This is a genomic window from Pseudomonas sp. FBCC-B545 (assembly GCF_059134095.1).
Window position 1 is genome coordinate 3,010,977 of the sequence record NZ_CP101441.1, and the last position, 18,521, is coordinate 3,029,497.

General features: G+C 58.9%; 24 protein-coding genes. 22 read left to right on the forward strand and 2 right to left on the reverse strand.

The features are described from left to right. The first annotated feature begins 66 nt into the window (after nt 1-66). From NMB39_RS14020 to NMB39_RS14040, 5 genes are read left to right on the forward strand one after another with little or no spacing between them, the layout of a single operon-like run. Nucleotides 67-690, forward strand: a complete 624-nt coding sequence (locus tag NMB39_RS14020) for a putative metallopeptidase (protein ID WP_494339024.1) — start codon at nt 67-69, stop codon at nt 688-690. A 31-nt stretch (nt 691-721) separates the two neighbouring features. Then, nucleotides 722-1,183, forward strand: a complete 462-nt coding sequence (locus NMB39_RS14025; protein ID WP_494339023.1) for a DUF2280 domain-containing protein — start codon at nt 722-724, stop codon at nt 1,181-1,183. Next, nucleotides 1,170-2,471 (forward strand): terminase large subunit domain-containing protein, encoded by a 1,302-nt coding sequence (locus tag NMB39_RS14030; RefSeq protein WP_494339022.1) that lies wholly within the window; start codon nt 1,170-1,172, stop codon nt 2,469-2,471. The genes NMB39_RS14025 and NMB39_RS14030 overlap by 14 nt, the downstream gene beginning before the upstream one ends. Continuing rightward, the gene (locus NMB39_RS14035; RefSeq protein WP_494339021.1) at nt 2,468-3,886 is read left to right on the forward strand and encodes a DUF4055 domain-containing protein; all 1,419 of its coding nucleotides are present in this window, start codon (nt 2,468-2,470) and stop codon (nt 3,884-3,886) included. Before NMB39_RS14030 ends, NMB39_RS14035 begins: the two co-directional genes overlap by 4 nt. Next, on the forward strand, nt 3,861-4,949 hold the full coding sequence (locus NMB39_RS14040) for a minor capsid protein (protein WP_494339020.1): 1,089 nt from the start codon (nt 3,861-3,863) through the stop codon (nt 4,947-4,949). The genes NMB39_RS14035 and NMB39_RS14040 overlap by 26 nt, the downstream gene beginning before the upstream one ends. On the opposite strand, the gene NMB39_RS14045 is transcribed toward NMB39_RS14040, so the two are convergent. Further along, nucleotides 4,946-5,464 (reverse strand): hypothetical protein, encoded by a 519-nt coding sequence (locus NMB39_RS14045; RefSeq protein ID WP_494339019.1) that lies wholly within the window; start codon nt 5,462-5,464, stop codon nt 4,946-4,948. The two genes, NMB39_RS14040 and NMB39_RS14045, sit on opposite strands and share 4 nt — an antisense overlap. Nucleotides 5,465-5,606: 142 nt before the next feature. Between NMB39_RS14045 and NMB39_RS14050 the strand changes: the two genes are divergently transcribed. The 16 genes from NMB39_RS14050 to NMB39_RS14125 all read left to right on the forward strand — a co-directional run bounded on the left by NMB39_RS14050 (nt 5,607) and on the right by NMB39_RS14125 (nt 16,879). After that, a complete protein-coding gene (locus NMB39_RS14050; protein ID WP_494339018.1) occupies nt 5,607-6,335 on the forward strand; it encodes a hypothetical protein in 729 nt (242 codons plus the stop codon). Between the two features lie 12 nt (nt 6,336-6,347). Continuing rightward, complete coding sequence (locus tag NMB39_RS14055) at nt 6,348-7,313, forward strand: major capsid protein (RefSeq protein ID WP_194438079.1); 966 nt, start codon at nt 6,348-6,350, stop codon at nt 7,311-7,313. Nucleotides 7,314-7,339: 26 nt separating this feature from the next. Next, on the forward strand, nt 7,340-7,945 hold the full coding sequence (locus tag NMB39_RS14060) for a hypothetical protein (protein ID WP_494339017.1): 606 nt from the start codon (nt 7,340-7,342) through the stop codon (nt 7,943-7,945). A 59-nt stretch (nt 7,946-8,004) separates the two neighbouring features. Further along, on the forward strand, nt 8,005-8,508 hold the full coding sequence (locus NMB39_RS14065; protein ID WP_494339016.1) for a DnaT-like ssDNA-binding protein: 504 nt from the start codon (nt 8,005-8,007) through the stop codon (nt 8,506-8,508). A 32-nt stretch (nt 8,509-8,540) separates the two neighbouring features. Next, nucleotides 8,541-8,714 carry a hypothetical protein gene (locus NMB39_RS14070; RefSeq protein ID WP_494339015.1) on the forward strand — a complete coding sequence of 58 codons (174 nt, stop codon included), beginning with the start codon at nt 8,541-8,543 and terminating at the stop codon, nt 8,712-8,714. Nucleotides 8,715-8,760: 46 nt separating this feature from the next. After that, complete coding sequence (locus NMB39_RS14075) at nt 8,761-9,129, forward strand: hypothetical protein (protein WP_494339014.1); 369 nt, start codon at nt 8,761-8,763, stop codon at nt 9,127-9,129. Continuing rightward, the gene (locus NMB39_RS14080; RefSeq protein ID WP_076954204.1) at nt 9,126-9,782 is read left to right on the forward strand and encodes a hypothetical protein; all 657 of its coding nucleotides are present in this window, start codon (nt 9,126-9,128) and stop codon (nt 9,780-9,782) included. Before NMB39_RS14075 ends, NMB39_RS14080 begins: the two co-directional genes overlap by 4 nt. Further along, the gene (locus NMB39_RS14085) at nt 9,779-10,195 is read left to right on the forward strand and encodes a phage tail terminator-like protein (RefSeq protein ID WP_494339013.1); all 417 of its coding nucleotides are present in this window, start codon (nt 9,779-9,781) and stop codon (nt 10,193-10,195) included. Before NMB39_RS14080 ends, NMB39_RS14085 begins: the two co-directional genes overlap by 4 nt. A gap of 52 nt (nt 10,196-10,247) precedes the next feature. Further along, nucleotides 10,248-10,508 (forward strand): hypothetical protein, encoded by a 261-nt coding sequence (locus NMB39_RS14090; RefSeq protein WP_267864082.1) that lies wholly within the window; start codon nt 10,248-10,250, stop codon nt 10,506-10,508. A 78-nt stretch (nt 10,509-10,586) separates the two neighbouring features. Beyond that, nucleotides 10,587-11,243, forward strand: a complete 657-nt coding sequence (locus NMB39_RS14095; RefSeq protein WP_494339012.1) for a phage tail protein — start codon at nt 10,587-10,589, stop codon at nt 11,241-11,243. A 3-nt stretch (nt 11,244-11,246) separates the two neighbouring features. Continuing rightward, nucleotides 11,247-11,627 (forward strand): phage tail assembly chaperone, encoded by a 381-nt coding sequence (locus tag NMB39_RS14100; protein WP_494339011.1) that lies wholly within the window; start codon nt 11,247-11,249, stop codon nt 11,625-11,627. 17 nt (nt 11,628-11,644) lie between these two features. After that, nucleotides 11,645-11,947, forward strand: coding sequence for a DUF1799 domain-containing protein (locus NMB39_RS14105; RefSeq protein WP_122300144.1), 303 nt, complete (start codon nt 11,645-11,647; stop codon nt 11,945-11,947). 27 nt (nt 11,948-11,974) lie between these two features. Beyond that, nucleotides 11,975-15,028: a phage tail tape measure protein gene (locus NMB39_RS14110; RefSeq protein ID WP_494339010.1), complete on the forward strand. Its 3,054-nt coding sequence runs from the start codon at nt 11,975-11,977 to the stop codon at nt 15,026-15,028. After that, on the forward strand, nt 15,028-15,366 hold the full coding sequence (locus NMB39_RS14115; RefSeq protein ID WP_274354678.1) for a phage tail protein: 339 nt from the start codon (nt 15,028-15,030) through the stop codon (nt 15,364-15,366). Before NMB39_RS14110 ends, NMB39_RS14115 begins: the two co-directional genes overlap by 1 nt. A gap of 11 nt (nt 15,367-15,377) precedes the next feature. After that, nucleotides 15,378-16,130, forward strand: a complete 753-nt coding sequence (locus tag NMB39_RS14120; RefSeq protein ID WP_494339009.1) for a phage minor tail protein L — start codon at nt 15,378-15,380, stop codon at nt 16,128-16,130. Nucleotides 16,131-16,132: 2 nt separating this feature from the next. Then, nucleotides 16,133-16,879: a C40 family peptidase gene (locus NMB39_RS14125; RefSeq protein ID WP_494339008.1), complete on the forward strand. Its 747-nt coding sequence runs from the start codon at nt 16,133-16,135 to the stop codon at nt 16,877-16,879. Nucleotides 16,880-16,996: 117 nt separating this feature from the next. On the opposite strand, the gene NMB39_RS14130 is transcribed toward NMB39_RS14125, so the two are convergent. Next, entirely contained in the window at nt 16,997-17,281 is a 285-nt protein-coding gene (locus NMB39_RS14130; RefSeq protein ID WP_494339007.1) for a hypothetical protein, read from the reverse strand. A gap of 604 nt (nt 17,282-17,885) precedes the next feature. On the opposite strand from NMB39_RS14130, the gene NMB39_RS14135 reads away from it, so the two are divergent. After that, complete coding sequence (locus NMB39_RS14135) at nt 17,886-18,473, forward strand: tail assembly protein (RefSeq protein WP_494339006.1); 588 nt, start codon at nt 17,886-17,888, stop codon at nt 18,471-18,473. Nucleotides 18,474-18,521: the final 48 nt, after the last annotated feature.

Here is an 18,521-nt window from a genome sequence, read left to right on the forward strand (position 1 = left end):
CTTCCTTACTTTTAAAGCCGCCACCAATACCTGTAACACTCCATAATTTCAACTTCAGGATGATTCATGGGCAGGCCATACCCTCCAGCGTCAATGCTTGAGCTGTCCGATCTGAGCGGCTTCGGCATCCGCCTCACTCCAGCGCCAGAGGTGTGGGAGTGGCTCCAAACCGAGATCCTTGCCGACACCGGCAGCATTCACAACGAAGACCATGCCCACCTACTGGATGCAGACGTCCGTGTGATGTGGGCTTCGTCGAGCTTCGAGAAACAGGGGCGCACAGTCCTGGGCCAGGCCGAACAGGTAGCGTTCCGCGCCGGCGGCTGGCAGAAAGCTCGGATGGAGCAACAGGTGCGTGACTGGTTCGGCGATGTACCGGCCTTCATGATCACCCTGGCGGCTGACTACTGCGCCCAATGCAGCGACCTTGAATTCTGCGCATTGATCGAACATGAGCTTTATCACCTGTCTCATGCGACCGACAAGTACGGTCAACCAGCATTCACCCAAGACGGTGCACCGAAGATCAAGCTGCAGGGCCACGACGTGGAAGAGTTCGTCGGTGTGGTCCGCCGCTACGGTGCAAGCCCTGACGTTCAAGCGTTGGTGGATGCTGCAAACAGTCCTGCTCAGGTGGGGAAATTGAACATATCGAGGGCCTGCGGAACCTGTCTGCTCAGATTGGCCTGACCCCTGACAGACCTAAGACGGAATTTACCCTATGGCAGCCCTGAACAATGAGGTGAAAGGCTTCATGGTTCAGGCCTTGGCGTGCTTCGATACTCCCTCCCAAGTTGCAGTAGCTGTCCGAGAAGAATTCGGTATCGAGGTGACCCGCCAGCAGTGCGAGGCCCAAGACCCAACCAAGCGTGCTGGGCGAGACCTGGCAAAGAGGTGGGTAACCCTGTTCCATGACACCCGCAAGCGGTTCCGCGAAGAGACGGCAGACATCCCGATTGCCAACCGTGCCTACCGCCTCCGTGCCATGAATCGTTTCGTGGAAAAGGCCGAGACGATGAAGAATATCGGCCTGGCCATGCAGATCCTCGAGCAGGCTGCAAAAGAAACCGGTGACATCTACGTTAACCGGGCCAGGAAGGAAGAAGCCGGCGACGAACCAGTGATCCCAACCCGCATTCAGGTCGACGTGGTGGATGCGAGGAAGCCGAATGCCGAGCCTTAACGTTCCCCAGGCTCAGTTCCTCACGCTGCCCCACAAATTCCGCGCGTTCGTCGCAGGGTTCGGCTCAGGCAAGACCTGGGTGGGCTGCTCGGCACTGAGCAAGCACTTCATGGAGTGGCCCGGCGTTAACGCTGGCTACTTCGCACCGACTTACCCGCAGATCCGGGACATCTTCTATCCGACCGTGGATGAGGTGGCCTACGACTGGGGGCTGAAGACCAAGATCAACCAGGCGAACCACGAAGTTCACCTCTACAGCGGCCGGCAGTATCGCGGCACCGTGATTTGCCGGTCCATGGAGAAACCGCAGACCATCGTCGGCTTCAAGATCGGTCATGCCCTTGTGGATGAGCTGGACGTGCTGACCGCGGTCAAGGCTCAGCAGGCCTGGCGCAAGATCATTGCCCGGATGCGCTACAACTTGCCCGGGCTGAAGAACGGGGTGGATGTCACGACGACGCCGGAAGGCTTCAAGTTCGTCTTCCTGCAGTTCGTGAAGCAGCTGCGCGACAAGCCTTCGCTCAAGGAGATGTATGGCCTGGTGCAGGCCAGCACCTTCGACAATGAGCTGAACTTGCCGGATGACTACATCGCCTCCCTGATGGAGTCGTATCCGCCACAGCTGATTATGGCGTACCTCAAAGGACAGTTCGTCAACCTGACGTCCGGCACGATCTACACCGCCTACGACCGCAAGCTAAACGGATGCTTCGACACCGTGCAGCCTGGCGAGCCCCTGTTCATCGGGATGGACTTCAACGTCGGCAAGATGGCCGCGATCACACACGTCAAGCGTGACCAGGGGCTGCCCAGGGCGGTGGATGAGCTCATCGACGGCTACGACACGCCCGACATGATCCGCCGCATCAAGGAGCGCTACTGGCAGCACGACGGCAACGACTTCAAGAAGACCTGCGAGATCAGGATCTACCCGGATGCCTCGGGCGATTCACGTAAGTCCGTAAACGCCAGCATTACCGACCTGGCCATGCTCAAACAGGCCGGGTTCTCGGTCATCGCTCCAGCGGCAAACCCGCCGGTGAAAGATCGAATCAACGCAATGAACGCCGTCTTCTGCAATGCGCAGGGCGAGCGCCGCTACCTGGTCAATTCGCTCACCTGTCCGACCTATGCCGATGGCCTAGAGCAGCAGGTGTGGGGCGCAAACGGGGAGCCAGACAAAACCGCAGGCATCGATCACGCGAACGACGCCGGCGGCTACTTCATCCACCGCGAGTACCCGATCATCAAACCGGTCACCGCTATCAAAATGGGATACGCCCGATGAGCAACGACGTCTCCTTCAAGCGGGCGGAATACACGGCAGTGCTGGACCGTTGGGCGACCGTTCGCGACGTCTGCGCCGGCCAGCACCGGGTTGTTGACCGACTGCCCTACATCAACGCACACGACAAGTCGCCAGAGAACGTGGATCGCAACCGGGCTTACCGTGAGCGGGCGGTGTTCAAGAACGCCACCGGGCACACCCGTAACGGGCTGCTGGGCCTGGCCTTCCATAAAGACCCGACACTCACGGTGCCGAAGAAGCTGGAATACCTTCAGGACAATGCCAACGGCTCCGGGGTGAGCATTTACCAGCACTCACAAGGCACGCTTGAAAAGGTACTGGAGGCTGGCCGACACGGCCTGTACATCGACTATCACCAGGATGACGGTATCGGCGGGCACTCGGTGATCCTGTCCTATTGCGCCGAAGACATCATCAACTGGCGCACGGGCATGGTGAACGGTCACAGCGTGCTGACGCTGGTGGTGCTGCGCGAGTCGCCGGAGATACCGGATGGTTTTGGCTACAAGACAGCTGAGCAGTACCGTGAACTGGCGCTGGAGGATGACGGCTTTGTTTGCCGCGTCTGGCGCCGATCCGGTCCGAAAGGCGGCGGGCCGCTGGCGGTCATCGAAGAGTTCAAGCCCGAAGGCGTAACCGGTCGCCTCAAGGAGATCCCGTTCACCTTCGTCGGCGCACAGAACAACGACCCAAGCATCGATGAGTCGCCTCTCTACGACATCGCTATGATCAACCTGGGCCATTACCGGAACAGCGCCGACTACGAAGACAGCGTGTTCTGGTGCGGTCAGGCCCAGCCATGGATCAGCGGGCTGGATGAGTCCTGGCGCGACTGGATGGAGGAAAACGGCATCTATGTCGGTTCCAGAGCCCCGATGATGTTGCCGGTCGGAGGCGCTTTCGGCTACGCCCAGCCTGCACCGAATACGCTGGTCAAGGAGGCCATGGCTGACAAGAACCAGATGATGATCGAACTGGGTGCGCGGATGGTGGTGGCGTCACTTGCCACCAAGACCGCTACCGAGTCACGCGGTGATCAATCGGCCTCCACATCAGTCCTGGCAGGCTGTGTTGCCAACGTCAGCGAGGCCTACACGCGAGCCATTATGTGGTGCTGCATGTACATGGGTATTGCCGACAAGAAGGTCGCCTACCAAGTTAATCAGGAATTCGTCGAGCTCACTGCTGATCCGCAGATGATCACGGCCTTGGTTGGCTTGTGGCAGAACGGCGGATTCGCCAAGGCTGACTTGCGGGCTTACCTGCGCAAGCTTGGATTGATCGCACCAGAGCGCACTGACGTGCAAATCGACGGCGAGCTGGAAGAGCAGGGCGATGGTCTGGGGCTGGATGACGAGGACAAACCAAATGGCGGCAAACCAAGCAATCCTTGATGCCACGATTCGCCACGCGGTTTTCCTCGAAAAGCTAAAGGCCGGAGAGGTGGGCAAGTTCGCTCCCTTTCTCAAGGAGATTGACCGCTCGATCCGTGATCGTCTTACCCAGTCGGACCTGACCGAGTACAACGTTGAACGTCTGGAAGCACTGCTGAAGGAAGTGGATAGCCTGTTGCTGGGCATCTTCGACCGCTACAGCGCGCAACTGAATCTCGACCTGGTGGACATCGCCAATTACGAGGCTGAGTTCGAAGCGACCAGTCTTGCCAGGTCGACACCGGTTGGAGTTTCACTGGATGTGGTCGCGCCGACGGCAGCAGCAATCCGCACCGCAGTGCTGACGAACCCGCTCAGTGTGCGCGGCACCGGTGGCGGGAAACTGTTGAAAGCCTTCATCAAGGGCTGGGCCGGCGCTGAGCGAGAGCGCGTCACCGGCACCATTCGGCAAGGCTTCTTTGAAGGGCAGACGAACTTCCAGATCATCCGCAACATTCGCGGCACCAAGGCGGCAGGGTATAAAGACGGCATCCTTGCCACGACCAATCGCAATGCCAGCACGGTGGTGCACACCGCTATTCAGCATGTGTCGTCCCAGGCGCGCATAGCGGTGGCCAAGGCCAACACGGACATCGTCGAAGAGATTCAAATGGTGGCCACGCTGGATAGCAAGACCAGCCAGCAATGCCGCTCAATGGATAAGCGCAAGTTTCCGGTGGATTCCGGCCCAAGGCCGCCGTTCCACCCGAACTGCCGGACCACCTTTATTCTGTTGACCAAGCTCAGCGCAATGTTCGCCAAGGGAGTCACTCGTGCCTCGGTGGGCGCAGAGGGCGGCAAGCAGGTAAGTGCCGACCTCGACTACTACCACTGGCTCCAACAGCAACCGGCATCCTTCCAGGACGAGGCTATCGGACCTGTACGGGCCAAGCTGTTCCGGGAGGGCGGGTTGACCGTCGAGCGCTTCACTGAGTTGCAGCTTGATCGCAACTTCGCTCCGCTGACCCTGGCGCAGATGAAGAGATTAGAGCCGCTGGCGTTTGAGAAGTCCGGTATCACCTAACTTTGCGAATTGCACGCTGCACGTTGTTCTTCAAAGGTGTTGAGCTCATCAAAGAAAAACTTAAAGAGATCATAGTTGGGATTTTTGAGCTCTTTCAATACGGCCGTTTTTTCTTCTTCGGTTTTGGCGGTCATGCGCTGCCTTATGGAGTCACCCGCCATAACCGCAGCCAATCCGAATCGAAGAGGTGCATTAACGGAAAGTTCCTGAGCGGCGGCAATCGCCTTCCCGCCGGATTGGTAGTAGTCATTGATATTGAAATTTGGATTCTCAGAAGTCGTAAGCCACTCAGCATACAGAGCCAGGAACTTGCCGGTTTTGTCCCTAAGGTCATCCTCTCGTTGATCGATTTTCCTGATGCAGCTTTCTGTGGTGGATAGGCGCAAAGCTCGCTCTGCGGAATACCATGTCAGAAACGCGACAAAAATCGCCGCCAATGCGGCAATGCAAGCTGCGAATATCGCCTCGGGAATGCGGCTTTTTGAGCTTGGCGAGGGTGGATGTCTGTTAGTCATGCGGGTTCCTTTACCGTGAATTGCTCATTAGATCGTAATCAGGCCGACTGATCTTAACGACCTAGATCTGAAAACGAACCCGCTAAGGCGGGTTTTTTATTGCCTGCGAAGTGGGCAAAACATACCCGAGGGGTGCATAAACGTGGCAGAAGAAAACGAAATCGACCTGGAAAATCCGGCAATCAAGGCCGCTATCGCGACTGCCGTTGAAGCATCTGTTTCCGGCTTGAAAACCAAGAACTCGGAACTGCTGGGCAAGCTGAAGGACACCTCCACCAAGCTGACCCAGTTCGAAACCCGGTTTGAAGGCATCGACATCGACGCCGTCAAAGGCCTGCTCAGTCGTGCCGGCCAGGACGAAGAAACCAAGCTGCTGACCGAGGGCAAGGTGGACGAGGTCTTCAACCGCCGCACTGAGCGCCTGCGCGGTGACTACGACAAGCAGTTGAAGGCCATCAGCGAGCGCGCCGAGAAGGCCGAATCCTTCGCCGCCAAGTTCCAGGGCAAAGTCCTGGGCGACTCGGTACGCGGCGCCGCACTGAAGGCCGGCGCTCTGCCAGAAGCAACCGACGACATCATCCTGCGCGCCAAAGGCGTGTTCACCCTTAACGAAGATGGCGATGCCGTCGCCGTTGATGAATCCGGCCAGGTCATCCTCGGTAAAGATGGCAAGACCCCTCTGACTCCGCTCGAATGGGCGGAATCTCTGCGTGAAAGCGCACCTCACCTGTGGCCAAGGGCTTCAGGGACATTTGCCCCGGGCGGGGGTGGCGGCAAGGCTGCATTCAAGCGCTCCGAAATGACCTCCGAGCAGAAGCGCGACTTTCAGCGCAAGCACGGCCAAACCGCATATCTCGCATTGCCCAAGTAAGGGGATTGACCCATGGCTACAACCGTTAACAGCGACCTGATCATCTACAACGATGAGGCGCAAACCGCATACCTGGAACGTGTTCAGGACAACCTGGATGTGTTCAACGCATCGTCCAACGGCGCAATGGTGCTGGACAACGAGCTGATCGAAGGTGACTTCCGCAAGCGCGCCCTCTACAAGCTGAACGGCTCTCTGGAACACCGTGACGTCAACTCTGACGGCAAGGTAACTGCCAAGAAGATCACCGCCGGCGAAGCTGTCGGCGTCAAGGCTCCCTGGAAGTACGGACCGTACCAGACCACCGAAGAGGCATTCAAACGCCGCGGTCGCCCGGTCGAGGAGTTCTCCCAGATCGTCGGCGCCGACGTCGCTGATGCGACCCTGGAAGGCTTCATCCAGTATGCGACCGCTGGTTTGCGCGCTGCCATCGGCTCCAACGCTGACATGGTGGTCTCGGCCAACATCGAAACCGACGGCAAGAAGACGCTGACCCGTGGCATGCGCAAATTCGGCGATAAGTTCGGCCGCATCGCCCTTTGGGTCATGCACTCCAGCGCCTACTTCGACATCGTCGACGAAGCCATCACCAACAAGATCTACGAGGAAGCTGGCGTCGTGATCTATGGCGGTTTGCCTGGCACCCTGGGCAAGCCGGTACTGGTGACCGACACCGCGCCGGCGGACGTGATCTTCGGATTGCTGCCAAACGCGGTAACCATCACCGAGTCGCAGGCGCCGGGCTTCCGGTCCTACGAAGTGAACGACGAAGAAAACCTGAGCATCGGCTACCGCGCTGAAGGCACCGTGAACATCGATGTGCTGGGTTACAGCTGGAAAGCCACTACTGGCGGTTCCAACCCAACCCTGGCTGCGGTCGGTTCTGCTGCCAACTGGGTCAAGCACGCAGGCAGCAACAAGGTGACCGCTGGCGTGATGATCACGCTCACTGCAACGCCTCCTGCCACCGGCGGCTAAGCCTCGAACTCAACGAGCGGTCAGCGATGGCCGCCCTGGAGAAACACATGGAATTGACTTACAGCAACCAGCTCAACGACTTCGACCCGGAGAAGCGCTACCGCAATCCGGAACACTTCGATAAGCCTGAAGCTGGTGTGACCAGCGTGCTGGTGATTGGCGATTGGCCGAGCGTGGTCGATGCGTATGAAGTGGCCGGTATCGACGTGTCGGTGAAAGAGGCTAAACGGGTGCAAATTGTTGGTGCGGGCAATCAAGCCGAACTGGAAAAGGTGATCGCGGCTTTGCGTGCTGAGCATGGATCGATCCAGATCCTTGTTGAGGGCCTGGAAGCTGGCGAAATCCATCGTCCAGAGTCCGGCGACCTGGCGTTGCGCTTGTTTGACGTGCTGGGCACCGTCCATGCTTCGGTTGATGAGTTGACCACTGAACGTGACGACCTGGCCTTGACTGTCGACGCACTTCGCGGAGAGGTTGAAGCGCTCAAGAAGTCTGCCCTCACGCCGCCGGCTGACGAGGCCGGTGAAATCGCGGCGCTGAAAGCAACGCTCGACGAAGCCAAGGTCCAGTATCGGGCAAACGCCTCCAAAGAATCCTTGGAAAAGCTCGTCGCTGAGCTGCCCAAGGCGTAATACTGCTGGCTGCCGGCGACCCGGTGGCCAATTTTCAAACCATTCCAGCGAGTTGACGCATGACACTCATCATCGAGGACGGCACCGGCAAGCCTGACGCCGAAAGCTACGCGAGCGCCGAGGACCTGGCCCTGTATGCCGCGAAATTCGGCACGGTCATCCCTGCGGGCGCTCCCGCGCAAGAGGCGTTGCTTCGCCGGGCCGCCTTGGTGATGGATGGCATGACCTGGAAGGGTCGCAAGTCGAATAGCGAGCAGGCCCTGTCCTGGCCGCGCAGGGAAGTGCTGCTGGATCACGAGATCAAGCCGAACAACTACTTGCCAGCGCGCATTCAGTACGGGCAGATGGCGCTGGCTGCCGAGATCCATCAGGACGACATAGACCCAATCGACAAGCGCAAGGGTGCAGTAACACTGGAGCGCGTCGAAGGCGCTGTAACTCGCGAGTACGCGACGATCTCCAACACCAGCGGTCGGCTGTTGCCGGCGGCGCCGGACCGACCCAGCGCTACGCAATTCGCCGACTACCTGCAAAAACGCGGGCTGTTTGCTATTCGGGCCTGATAAAGTGATCTGATCCAGTCAGGTGACCCAAAATGAGCAGCGAAGACGAAAAATTGCGCTTGAGCTTCACGGACGAGCAGTGGCTAGAAATCGAAGTCCAAGCTGCAGTTATGAAGATGGACGCGCAGGAGTACCTGAGGATGATCCTGAGGGAGGGAATCGCCGAAATGAAAGGCGAGCCAGAACCGGTGAAAACCCTTCACTGAGTATTCGTCCGCGGCCTGAGCTCAGGCTGAATAACTTGGAGCCACCATGGCCTTTTACGATGAAATGGCCGTGATGGCACTGGAGATGATCACAGAGTTCGGCCAGCCCGTGACCATCAGCAAGACGGAGCCCGGCGAGTACGACCCGGAGACGGGCGGGGAAGCGCCGGGCGCGACCGTCGAGCAAATCGCCCAAGGCATCCTGCTCGACTTCACCGGTATCGAATTCCAGAACAACAGCCTTATCAGGCAGGGCGACAAGAAGCTGAAGATTGCCGCTCAGGGTTTGGCATGGGTTCCTGGATTGCTGGACAAGGTGGTCGCCCAAGGCCGCACCTGGTCAATCGTGCCACCGTTGAAAGAGATCAACCCGGCCGGAACGCCCATCTTGTATGAACTGCAGGTGCGGTCATGAGTCGGGCGGGTGCCGGCCAGTCCGGCAGCTTCGCCCTGAGCCTGGCTGAGTTCGCCGCTCAGACAAGTGAGGCCATAGACGCCAGCTTGCGCGAGATCATCATCGAGATCGGCAGCAGCCTGATTCGCATGTCTCCCGTGGGCAACCCTGAGATATGGGCGGCGAACGTCGCGCACCGCCAGGCAAACACTCGGGCAGCCGACGATTACGACTTCAAGGTCGCGGTCCGCAACACGATCATCAACCTGAACGAATCGAACTTCACAAAGGCGGGAAACCTCAAGCGTGGAGTGAAATACGCCAAGCCTCTGACGAAGACCGAGCGCGACCAGAATTTCAATGTGAATGGGTTGGTTGCCGGCAAGGACTATGTTGGCGGCCGATTCCGGGCGAACTGGAACCTCTCCATTGGCTCGGCCGACAACAGCATCCGCATTCACCCCGATCCGACAGGCGCTGCAGCGACCGCAAGACTGGTGGCTGGCGCGATTGAGTTCAATGCAGGCGAAACCGCTTTCATCGTCAACAACTTGCCCTACGCTATCCCGCTGGAGTTCGGCCATTCGACTCAGGCCCCCGGCGGCATGGTCCGGGTCACCGTGGCTCGCTTTCAGCAGATCGTGCTGGAGGCCATCAGGAACAACCAGGTATGAGTCACGCAATCATCGCCTCGATCTACGAAGCTAAGCTCATCGCCTGGAACGCTGCCAGGTCGGAGAAGCTGAAGATCGTCTTCGAGAACACGGCCTACACGCCGGCGGCGGGCGAAACGTATCTGCGGGCGTTCACGATCCCAGGCGACACCGCGAGCAACACGCTCGGCGGCGATCACCGGCTGTACACCGGCGTGTTTCAGGTCAGCATCATCGCGCCGGCGGGGAGCGGCAAGACCAAAACCAACCCGATTGTGGCCGAGTTGACGGCCCTGTTCCCGCTATACGCCAGGGACACTAAGGCTGCGCTCACCGCGGTAACCATGTCGCCAGTTGACCCTGGGCCAGGCATCAACGGCGATTCCACCTATACCGTCTCGGTCTCGTTCTTATATCGAGCCGACACCAATTGAGCGGCATCGCGCTAGAATCGATGCACGTATATGGGTAGGTAGGGGCGATACCATGGATGAAGATACAAAGGCACGATTGCAGTGGCTGGATGAATCTGCCGACGATCACGGCTGGAACAACCGAGACGAGATTAGCGCCAGCGAAAGGTGCATCTGCACTGCCTGCGGGCAATGGTCTACGCCGAGTCAAATTACGAAGTGGTATCTGGAAAAGCATGCCTGCTGCCCTTCCTGCGGCCTTACCGGCGTAGTTGTTGGTTCCAAGTCTGGGCTGCCGCTTGAGGCTTACGAAAACTGTCGTATTCCTGAGTAACTAAAAATTCGCCCATTGGGCAACTCCAAAGACCCGCCATCGAGCGGGTTTTTTCATATCTGCAAAGAGGAAATACCCATGGGCTACAAAATCCCGAACGGCGGCACTTTCCAGCACGCCGCCACGTACGCTGCGGCTCTGCCATTTTCCGCACTCAGCAATGCGAGCGAGGCGATCGCTACCGTTGTTGGCGGCACCATTTCTGCGGGCGATATCGTCCTGCTCAGCTCTGGCTGGAGCAAGTTGGACAGCAAGGTAGTGCGCGTGAAGGCTGCCACGGCAACGGCGATCACCCTGGAAGGCATCGACACCACCGATACGCAGATTTACCCGGCGGCCGGCGGCGTTGGCTCCATGCGCAAGATTCTGACCTGGATTCAGATTCCGCAAATCACCGATGTAGCCTTCTCTGGCGGCGGCCAGAACTACCTGGATGTGGTGTTTCTCGAAAACGACCAGGGCAAGCAGATCCCGACCGACAAGGCTGCGGCCAGCATGACCCTGACCATCGCGGATGACCCGGCCCAGGCGTTCAACGGCGTGCTGATGAAGGCTGACGCCGGCAAGCAGATCGAAGCCGCGCGCCTGAATCTCCCAGGCAACGACATGTTGCTGTATGGCACTTACACGTCGTTCTCCAAGCAGCCGGCCGTGTCCCGCAGCAACCTCCTGACCCGAACCGTCAGCCTGGCCCTGCAATCCGAGCCGACTCGCTACCTGACTGCGGTGGTGTAATTCATGGCAAAGATCCGTATCGCGCAGAATGCGACGTTCACTGCGCCCGTGCTGATCCCTATCGTCGGTAGCACGCCCGAAAAGGTCGAGTTCACCTTCAAGTACCGCGATCGCGCCGAGCTTGCCGCTCTGTTCGATGAATGGAACGAAAAGCGTAAGAACGCACAGGCCGCATTGGGTGATAAGCCGTCTTGGTCGGAAATTGTGGCCGTGGATACCGCGCAGCAAACCCAGCAGATCAAAGATCTTGTGGTCGGCTGGGGCTTCGATGACGAATACAGCGACGACAACATCGTCGCATTCGTGAAGTCCTGCCAGGGGGCCGCCGAGGCTGTCGTTAAGGCTCACGAGGGTGCATACAACCAGGCCCGCCTGGGAAACTGACCGACGCCGCCCGCGCGATGTATTCGCCGAGCGTGCCTGATGCGGTTATCGGCATGTTCGGCCTTGCCCCTGGTGACTTGGTTGAAGAAGTGGAGGTGTGGCCATGCAACTGGCCGGCCTTCCTCCTATTCAACCGCATGTCCACCCAGTGGCGAGCAGGCGCCGGCGGCGCGATCGGTCTCGACTACAGTTGCATCCGCGACGTGGCCGGGTTCCTCGGCATCAAGAAAAAGAAACTCGCTGAAATCTTTCCTGACCTTCAGGTGCTGGAAGGCGAAGCCCTGCGCGTTATGGCGGAGGAAAGGGAAAACAGCCCGTAGCGACGGGCACTTATTCAAGGTGAGTCGATGAACATTGCAGAGCTCGGCGTCAAGATCGACTCGACCGATGCAGTCCAGGCGAAAACGAGCCTGGATGAGATGGCGAAGGCCGGCGGCCGGGCCGAGCAGTCCGCCGTTTCGCTGATGAACGAAATGCAGGCCCTGGAAAAGTCGCTGTCGACTAACGCCAAAACCACCCAGGACCTGGCAAAGCAGCGTGACGCGCTCGCCAAGCTGACCAAGACTAGAGCCTATGGCGAGGCCGAGGCCGCGAAGATCTCCGCGCAGCTCGACAAGCAGCAGGTGGCCCTGGCCAAGTCGGCGATGGATGAGCAGAAGGCGCTGAACAGTCTGCTGGGGGCGATTGATCCGGCGCGCGCGGCACTCGCCAAGCTCGATACCCAGGTAGAGCAACTGGGCAAGCACCTGGACGAGGGGCGGATCAGCCAGGATCAGTACAACAGCGCCCTGGGCAAGATCGACAAGGATTACGCAAAGCTCGAAAAGACTACAAACGGCTTCGACAAGCTGCGCCTCGGTACCCGCCAGGCTCAGGAAAACGTTGTTCAGCTTGGTAACGCGCTATCGTCGGGTGACTGGGGCAGCGGCGTGCGTGCCGTGGCTCAATTGGGCGCCGGTGCTGGGGCAGGTGCTGCTGGGCTTCTCGCTATCCTTGCGCCGCTAGCCCTGGCCACCGCAGCCGTGGGCGGCCTGGCCTACGCCTACCACAAAGGCAGCGAAGAACAGGACAGCTACAACAAGTCGCTGATCCTCACTGGCAACTACGCTGGCGTGAGCGCTGGTCAATTGGGCGACATGGCACGCCAGGTCAGTGCGACTGTCGGCACAACCGGGCAGGCGGCGGCAGTTCTGGCCCAGTTGGCGGACAATGGCAAGATTGCCGGCGAGAGTTTCACCAGCATCACCCAAGCCGCCGTGTCGATGCAGGAAGCCACTGGCAAAGCTGTCAGCGAGACAGTCGCCGAGTTCGTGAAGCTGGCGGACGACCCGGTTAAGGCATCCGCGGCGCTGAACGAGCAGTACCACTATTTGACGGCCTCGGTGTTCTCGCAGATCGCCGCCCTGGAAGAGCAGCGCGACCACGCCGGCGCCGTGAAGCTGGCCACCGAGTCGTACGCCGACGCGATCAACGAGCGTACGCCGAAGATCCTGGAGAACCTGAGTTTCTGGGAGAAAGGTTACAACGCCGTTGCGCGAGCTGCCGACAGCCTAAGCAATATAGGGCGCCCGGATATCGGTGGCGACATTGAGCAGGCCCGCCGAGACCTCGCGAGTGCGCAGTCCGGCGACGTTGGCCTATTCCAAAACAAGCAGGAGATGATTGATCTCTATCAAAACCGCTTGAACATGCTTGAGGACCAGAAGGCGGCGCAGGCTGAAATCGCAAAGCTGGAAGGCGATCAGGCGAAGGCCCAGCAAGCCGCTGTCACCTCGATGCAAAAGGTTGATGCGCTCACCAAGTCCTCATGGACGAATGAGCAAAAGCGGGCCGACGCACTCAAGGACTATAAAAAACAACTCGACGATATCCGCAAGGTAGCGCCGAACGATCCTCGCCTGGCCCAGGCAACTGTCGACAAAAACATTGCCAATATCAACGACAAGTTCAAGGACCCGAAAGCCGCCGGCACTCAGGTCGACCTGACCAGTTTCAACAACGCCAAGAACGACCTGGCAGCCATCACCGACACCTACAAAAACTACCAGAAGGAACTGGAAGCGGCGCAGAAGGCCGGTCTGTTGTCCGAGGAAGATTACCTGCTCCGTCGCCAGGCGCTGATCGGCAACGAGCTTGACCAGGTGACGGCGGCCTACGAGGCCGAGATATCAGCCCTGGAAGCATCCAAGGCTAAGAAGACGACCTCAGCGGCGCAAAGCATCCAGCTCGACCAAAAGATCGCCGACGCACGCGCTGGCATGGTCAAGGCGCAGAAGGATGCCGATAGTCAGCTTGAAGTGCTGGCGACTAACGAGAGCGGGCGGCTTGCCAAGCAGGAGAGGGCGATTAGCTCGTACGTGCAGGCGCTGGGGCAGCAACAGCGGGCCTTGGAGCTTGCCGGGCAGCGTGCCGTATTGGGCGTCGGCCAGGGTGACCGACAGAATGCACTGAGCGGGCAGTTGAACAGCCAGCAAGACAGGTTTGCTCAGCAGTCACTGGAGCTGGAAAACCAGCGTTCTGATCCGTCGCGGAACATGTCGGAGGAAGAGTTCAAGCGGAAGTCACAGGCACTCGCCGACGCGAACAAGGCCGCTACCGACCAGATTCGTCAGAACTACGCAGACGTGGAGAACGCCCAGGGTGACTGGACGAAGGGCGCAACGGCTGCCTGGGAAAACTACCTGGATTCGGCAAAGGATATCGCCGGCCAGACCAAGAGCCTTTTCGGCGACGCCTTCAGCTCCATGGAGGACTCTATCGTCAATTTTGCCATGACCGGTAAGGCGTCGTTTTCGGACTTCGCTAAATCGATCCTGGCTGACATGGCGCGCATTGCCACCCGCCAGGCTAGCTCGGCGTTACTGGGTAGCCTGGTGGGAGCGGCGGCCAGCTACTTTGGTGGCAGCGCTGCTGGAGGTAACGGACTGGCCGCGGGATCCGCTGGTGCGGCATCGTCGAATCTTGGCGCATCGGCTGGCGGGTACTCGGGCTCGTACTTCCCACAGGCGATGGGTGGCGCCTGGTCGGGCGGTGTGCAGATGTTCGCCGACGGCGGCGCCTTCACCAACTCGATCGTAAGCAAGCCAACAGCGTTCGGTATGGCCAACGGCAAAACCGGTGTCATGGGCGAGGCCGGGGAAGAGGCGATCATGCCGTTGACCCGAACGTCGAGCGGCAAGCTGGGCGTGATGGCTATGGGCGGTGGCGGGGCTGGCGCAACGCAAATCAACGTCGAGGTGCACATCGATGGTGATGGAAACGCATCGTCCACGGCTGACGCACCTGGCTACGACCTATTCGGCAAAGAGCTGGCGACCTTCGTAGAGCAGAAGTATCAAGAACTGCGCTCGAAGGACATGCGTCAGGGCGGAGTCATCAACAAAGCAATCAAGGGGCGATGATGGCTATCGAACGATTCACCTGGGCGACGGAGAAGGGCGCGGAGGGCGATATAGCCCAGCGCGTCCGCTCCAAGAAGTTCGGCGACGGTTACGAGCAGTCGGTCGAGGATGGGATCAACAACCGGTCGCAATCGTGGCCGGTGACTTTTACCGGCCTGAAGCCGCGCATCAAGGAAATTATGGACTTCATCAACCGACACAAAGGGGCGAAGGGCTTCCTCTGGGAGCCGCCCCTTGGTGAGCTTGGCCTCTACAAGTGCAACGGCTACAAGCCAGTGCACCGCGGGGGCCAGGTCTACGCCATCACCGCCACCTTCGAACAAACCTTTCATCCCTGAGATAACCGCCCATGGCACTGATCACGGACATCCAGAAACTGGAGCCCGGCGGCGAGATTCGCCTGTTTGAAGTCGACGGGACCGAATACGGCGCGGATTACCTGCGATTTCACGGGCACGCGATTCCGCACACGCCCGAGGAACTGCTGGCCTACGAGCATTCGGATGATGAGCTGCCCGCCAAGTCGATTATCTGGCAGGGCCAGGAGTACGCGGCCTGGCCAGTTCAGATCGAAGGGATTTCTTCCAGTAGCGACGGCACCGCCTCTCGCCCGACGTTCGCCGCCGGCAACATCAATGGGCGTGTCACAGCGCTGTGCCTGGCCTTCGAGGACCTGCTGAAGTTCAAGCTGACGGTTCGCGAGACCCTGGCCCAGTACCTGGATGCGGCCAACTTCCCCGAAGGAAACCCAACTGCCGACCCTACCCAGGAAGCTCTGGAGATCTGGTACATCGACCAGAAAACCAGCGAGGACGGCGAGGCGGTGGTCTGGGAGTTGTCCTCACCGGGCGAGATCGACAACCACGGATTGCCTGGGCGACAGATGACGACCTTCTGCCACTGGGCCATGACCAACGGTTACCGCGGTCCGGACTGCGGCTATACCGGCCCAGCCATGTTTGACGACGAGGACAACCCAACTACCGACCCCGCCAGGGACCAATGCAAGGGCTGCCTATCGTCCTGCAAGCTGCGCTTCGGTGAGAACAACGAAAACTCATTCGGTGGATTTCCTGCCGTTTCCTTGATTGCCCGGAGCTGACCATGCGCAAGCACATCGTTGCGGCGATCCAGGCGCACGCTGCCGCCGAGTACCCGAAAGAGTGCTGCGGTCTGTTGCTGGTAAACGGTCGCAAGCAAAAGTATTTCCCTTGCCGAAACATCGCCATGGAGCCGAACGAAGAGTTCAGGCTTGATCCAGAGGACTATGCTGCAGCGGAAGATCTGGGCGAGGTGATCGGCATCGTGCACTCCCACCCGGACGCCACCAGCCGGCCGTCACCTCACGACCTGGCCATGTGCGAGGCCACGGCGCTGCCCTGGCACATTTTGTCCTGGCCCGAGGGCGACCTGCGAACAATCACGCCGACCGGCAGCACGCCGCTGCTCAAACGCCCGTTCGTACACGGCGCCTGGGATTGCTGGCAGGTCTGCGCAGATTGGTATCAGCGCGAGTGGGGGCTTGAGTTTGAAGCCTTCCAGCGCGCCGATGGCTGGTGGGAGCGATCAGAAAACGCCAGTCTCTACGAAGAGCAATACGAGGCTGCTGGCTTCGTGCGCGTAGACAGTCCTCAGCGCGGTGACATGATCGTTATGCAGGTTGGCCGAACGGTTCACCCGAACCACGCCGGGATCTACCTGGGCACGGATCCTGCGCTACCAGGCGAAGAGTCGGGCACGTTCGGTCCAGGCCCATTCCTGCTGCACCACCTATACGGCAGGCCGTCCGAGATCATCGTCTACGGTGGGCCCTGGGCGGAGAGGGCTAGGTTAATATTGCGCCAATGCTAGGTGAGATAAATAGATTAGTGCCGCTGCATGATTGCTCTTTACGGCGACACTAAACCTATTTCAGAACTGGGTAGTTGGCTATGCGCACGATGCGCTCTTCGCCCCCCCAAAAATACTTCAGCTGCTTTTGGATCTGCTGAGCTTACCTTCTGCAAAGTTAGTCAGGCACTCGCGAAATACGCCGTAAATATCGTTGTAACCAAGTAACTCATTTTCGTTGAGCTTCGCAAACCCTGCATCATGATCTTGATACTCTGCGAAAATTTGCTTAAGGGCCTCAAGTTGTAGTGGTGATTTTTCAGCGGCCATTAAAGTGGCCATGCCGCGAACAATCGACAAAAATGCTGTATTGACACCTCTCTGTGCTTCCAATTGAAACTCCAGCTTTTCCTCTATGCTCATTTCCTTCTCCTTTGTCTGAGCTGAAATACCGAAATTCGGCGCGAGCACTATGGCATAAATTCCATAATTAGGCAGGGCGATAACAGTGGTATGGCGGGCAGATTATTGGCTTGCAAAGTCTCATTTTTCCATAAAGCCGTAGGCTTACATCTGTGCCTCCTTCCTTGCCAGTGCTACAGTCCCGCCAAACCAAAGAGGGAACGACATGCGGATTTTTATAGCGGCGGTAGCGGTGGCGATGCTGGGGGGGTGTACCACACCTGGAGACCTAAAAAGCGGAAGGGCGTCCATCAACGCGTCGTCGAGTAAGGCACCGAAGCAATACGCTCTCTGCGTGATGCCGAAATGGCAGGATGCTCGCTCAGGCGCCACGATGACTGAAACCGAAAAGGGTTACAGGCTTATCGTTGCAACAGACTCGACGGCTGAGGAGCTTCTTGAGGTTAATCGGTCATCGAATGGCAGCAGCGTTGCACTGTATCAGCGATTGTCCTGGGCGCCCGGCTACGGTCGATCAGCCATTGAAAATGCAGTCCGGGACTGCCTTTAACGAACAACTACATCAAGCCGCCTACGGGCGGTTTTTTTACGCCTGGAGTTTTTAATGGCCGCTTTCGCAATCGAATATCAGCCTCTCACCACGGTCCTGCTTTTTGGCCAACTACGTCAGTTTGGAAAGTCCTTCAAGTTATCGGTTAGAACGCCAGGAGAGGCAATCAAGGCGCTTTGCGTGCAAATTCCTGGTTTCGAGCGATTTTTGTCAAACGCGAAGTCGAGGGGAATTGAATTCGCTGTTTTCAGGGGAAGAAAGAACATCGGCGCCGGGGAGCTCGGCTACAGAGGCGAGGGTGATATCCGAATCGCCCCAGTCATTACAGGAAGCAAGCGAGGCGGGATCCTTCAAACGATTGTTGGCGTGGTGCTGCTAGCCATCTCCTACGTATTCCCGGTCACCGCGCCTTATCTCGCGCCGGCGGGCATCGGCCTTGTCGCCGGCGGTGTAATTCAAATGCTCAGCCCCCAGGCCAGCGGGCTCAAGACCAGCGCCGCGCCCGAGAACACGCCAGGCTACGCCTTCGGCAGTGCGAAGAACACCACCGCATCCGGCAACCCGGTACCGCTTTGCTACGGAAAGCGCCGGGTGGGCGGGGCAATCATCAGCGCCGCTATCTACGCCGAAGACCAGATGTAGCCAATATTTGCAGCACCGCAGCCGCCCACGAGGCGGTTTTTTATTGCT

Bases quoted from the DNA above. Each gene is read 5' to 3' on its own strand.
- NMB39_RS14020 (WP_494339024.1), top strand. From the start codon at position 67: ATGGGCAGGCCATACCCTCCAGCGTCAATGCTTGAGCTGTCCGATCTG.
- NMB39_RS14025 (WP_494339023.1), top strand. From the start codon at position 722: ATGGCAGCCCTGAACAATGAGGTGAAAGGCTTCATGGTTCAGGCCTTG.
- NMB39_RS14030 (WP_494339022.1), top strand. From the start codon at position 1,170: ATGCCGAGCCTTAACGTTCCCCAGGCTCAGTTCCTCACGCTGCCCCAC.
- NMB39_RS14035 (WP_494339021.1), top strand. From the start codon at position 2,468: ATGAGCAACGACGTCTCCTTCAAGCGGGCGGAATACACGGCAGTGCTG.
- NMB39_RS14040 (WP_494339020.1), top strand. From the start codon at position 3,861: ATGGCGGCAAACCAAGCAATCCTTGATGCCACGATTCGCCACGCGGTT.
- NMB39_RS14045 (WP_494339019.1), bottom strand. From the start codon at position 5,464: ATGACTAACAGACATCCACCCTCGCCAAGCTCAAAAAGCCGCATTCCC.
- NMB39_RS14055 (WP_194438079.1), top strand. From the start codon at position 6,348: ATGGCTACAACCGTTAACAGCGACCTGATCATCTACAACGATGAGGCG.
- NMB39_RS14060 (WP_494339017.1), top strand. From the start codon at position 7,340: ATGGCCGCCCTGGAGAAACACATGGAATTGACTTACAGCAACCAGCTC.
- NMB39_RS14065 (WP_494339016.1), top strand. From the start codon at position 8,005: ATGACACTCATCATCGAGGACGGCACCGGCAAGCCTGACGCCGAAAGC.
- NMB39_RS14070 (WP_494339015.1), top strand. From the start codon at position 8,541: ATGAGCAGCGAAGACGAAAAATTGCGCTTGAGCTTCACGGACGAGCAG.
- NMB39_RS14075 (WP_494339014.1), top strand. From the start codon at position 8,761: ATGGCCTTTTACGATGAAATGGCCGTGATGGCACTGGAGATGATCACA.
- NMB39_RS14080 (WP_076954204.1), top strand. From the start codon at position 9,126: ATGAGTCGGGCGGGTGCCGGCCAGTCCGGCAGCTTCGCCCTGAGCCTG.
- NMB39_RS14085 (WP_494339013.1), top strand. From the start codon at position 9,779: ATGAGTCACGCAATCATCGCCTCGATCTACGAAGCTAAGCTCATCGCC.
- NMB39_RS14090 (WP_267864082.1), top strand. From the start codon at position 10,248: ATGGATGAAGATACAAAGGCACGATTGCAGTGGCTGGATGAATCTGCC.
- NMB39_RS14095 (WP_494339012.1), top strand. From the start codon at position 10,587: ATGGGCTACAAAATCCCGAACGGCGGCACTTTCCAGCACGCCGCCACG.
- NMB39_RS14100 (WP_494339011.1), top strand. From the start codon at position 11,247: ATGGCAAAGATCCGTATCGCGCAGAATGCGACGTTCACTGCGCCCGTG.
- NMB39_RS14105 (WP_122300144.1), top strand. From the start codon at position 11,645: ATGTATTCGCCGAGCGTGCCTGATGCGGTTATCGGCATGTTCGGCCTT.
- NMB39_RS14110 (WP_494339010.1), top strand. From the start codon at position 11,975: ATGAACATTGCAGAGCTCGGCGTCAAGATCGACTCGACCGATGCAGTC.
- NMB39_RS14115 (WP_274354678.1), top strand. From the start codon at position 15,028: ATGGCTATCGAACGATTCACCTGGGCGACGGAGAAGGGCGCGGAGGGC.
- NMB39_RS14120 (WP_494339009.1), top strand. From the start codon at position 15,378: ATGGCACTGATCACGGACATCCAGAAACTGGAGCCCGGCGGCGAGATT.
- NMB39_RS14125 (WP_494339008.1), top strand. From the start codon at position 16,133: ATGCGCAAGCACATCGTTGCGGCGATCCAGGCGCACGCTGCCGCCGAG.
- NMB39_RS14130 (WP_494339007.1), bottom strand. From the start codon at position 17,281: ATGAGCATAGAGGAAAAGCTGGAGTTTCAATTGGAAGCACAGAGAGGT.
- NMB39_RS14135 (WP_494339006.1), top strand. From the start codon at position 17,886: ATGGCCGCTTTCGCAATCGAATATCAGCCTCTCACCACGGTCCTGCTT.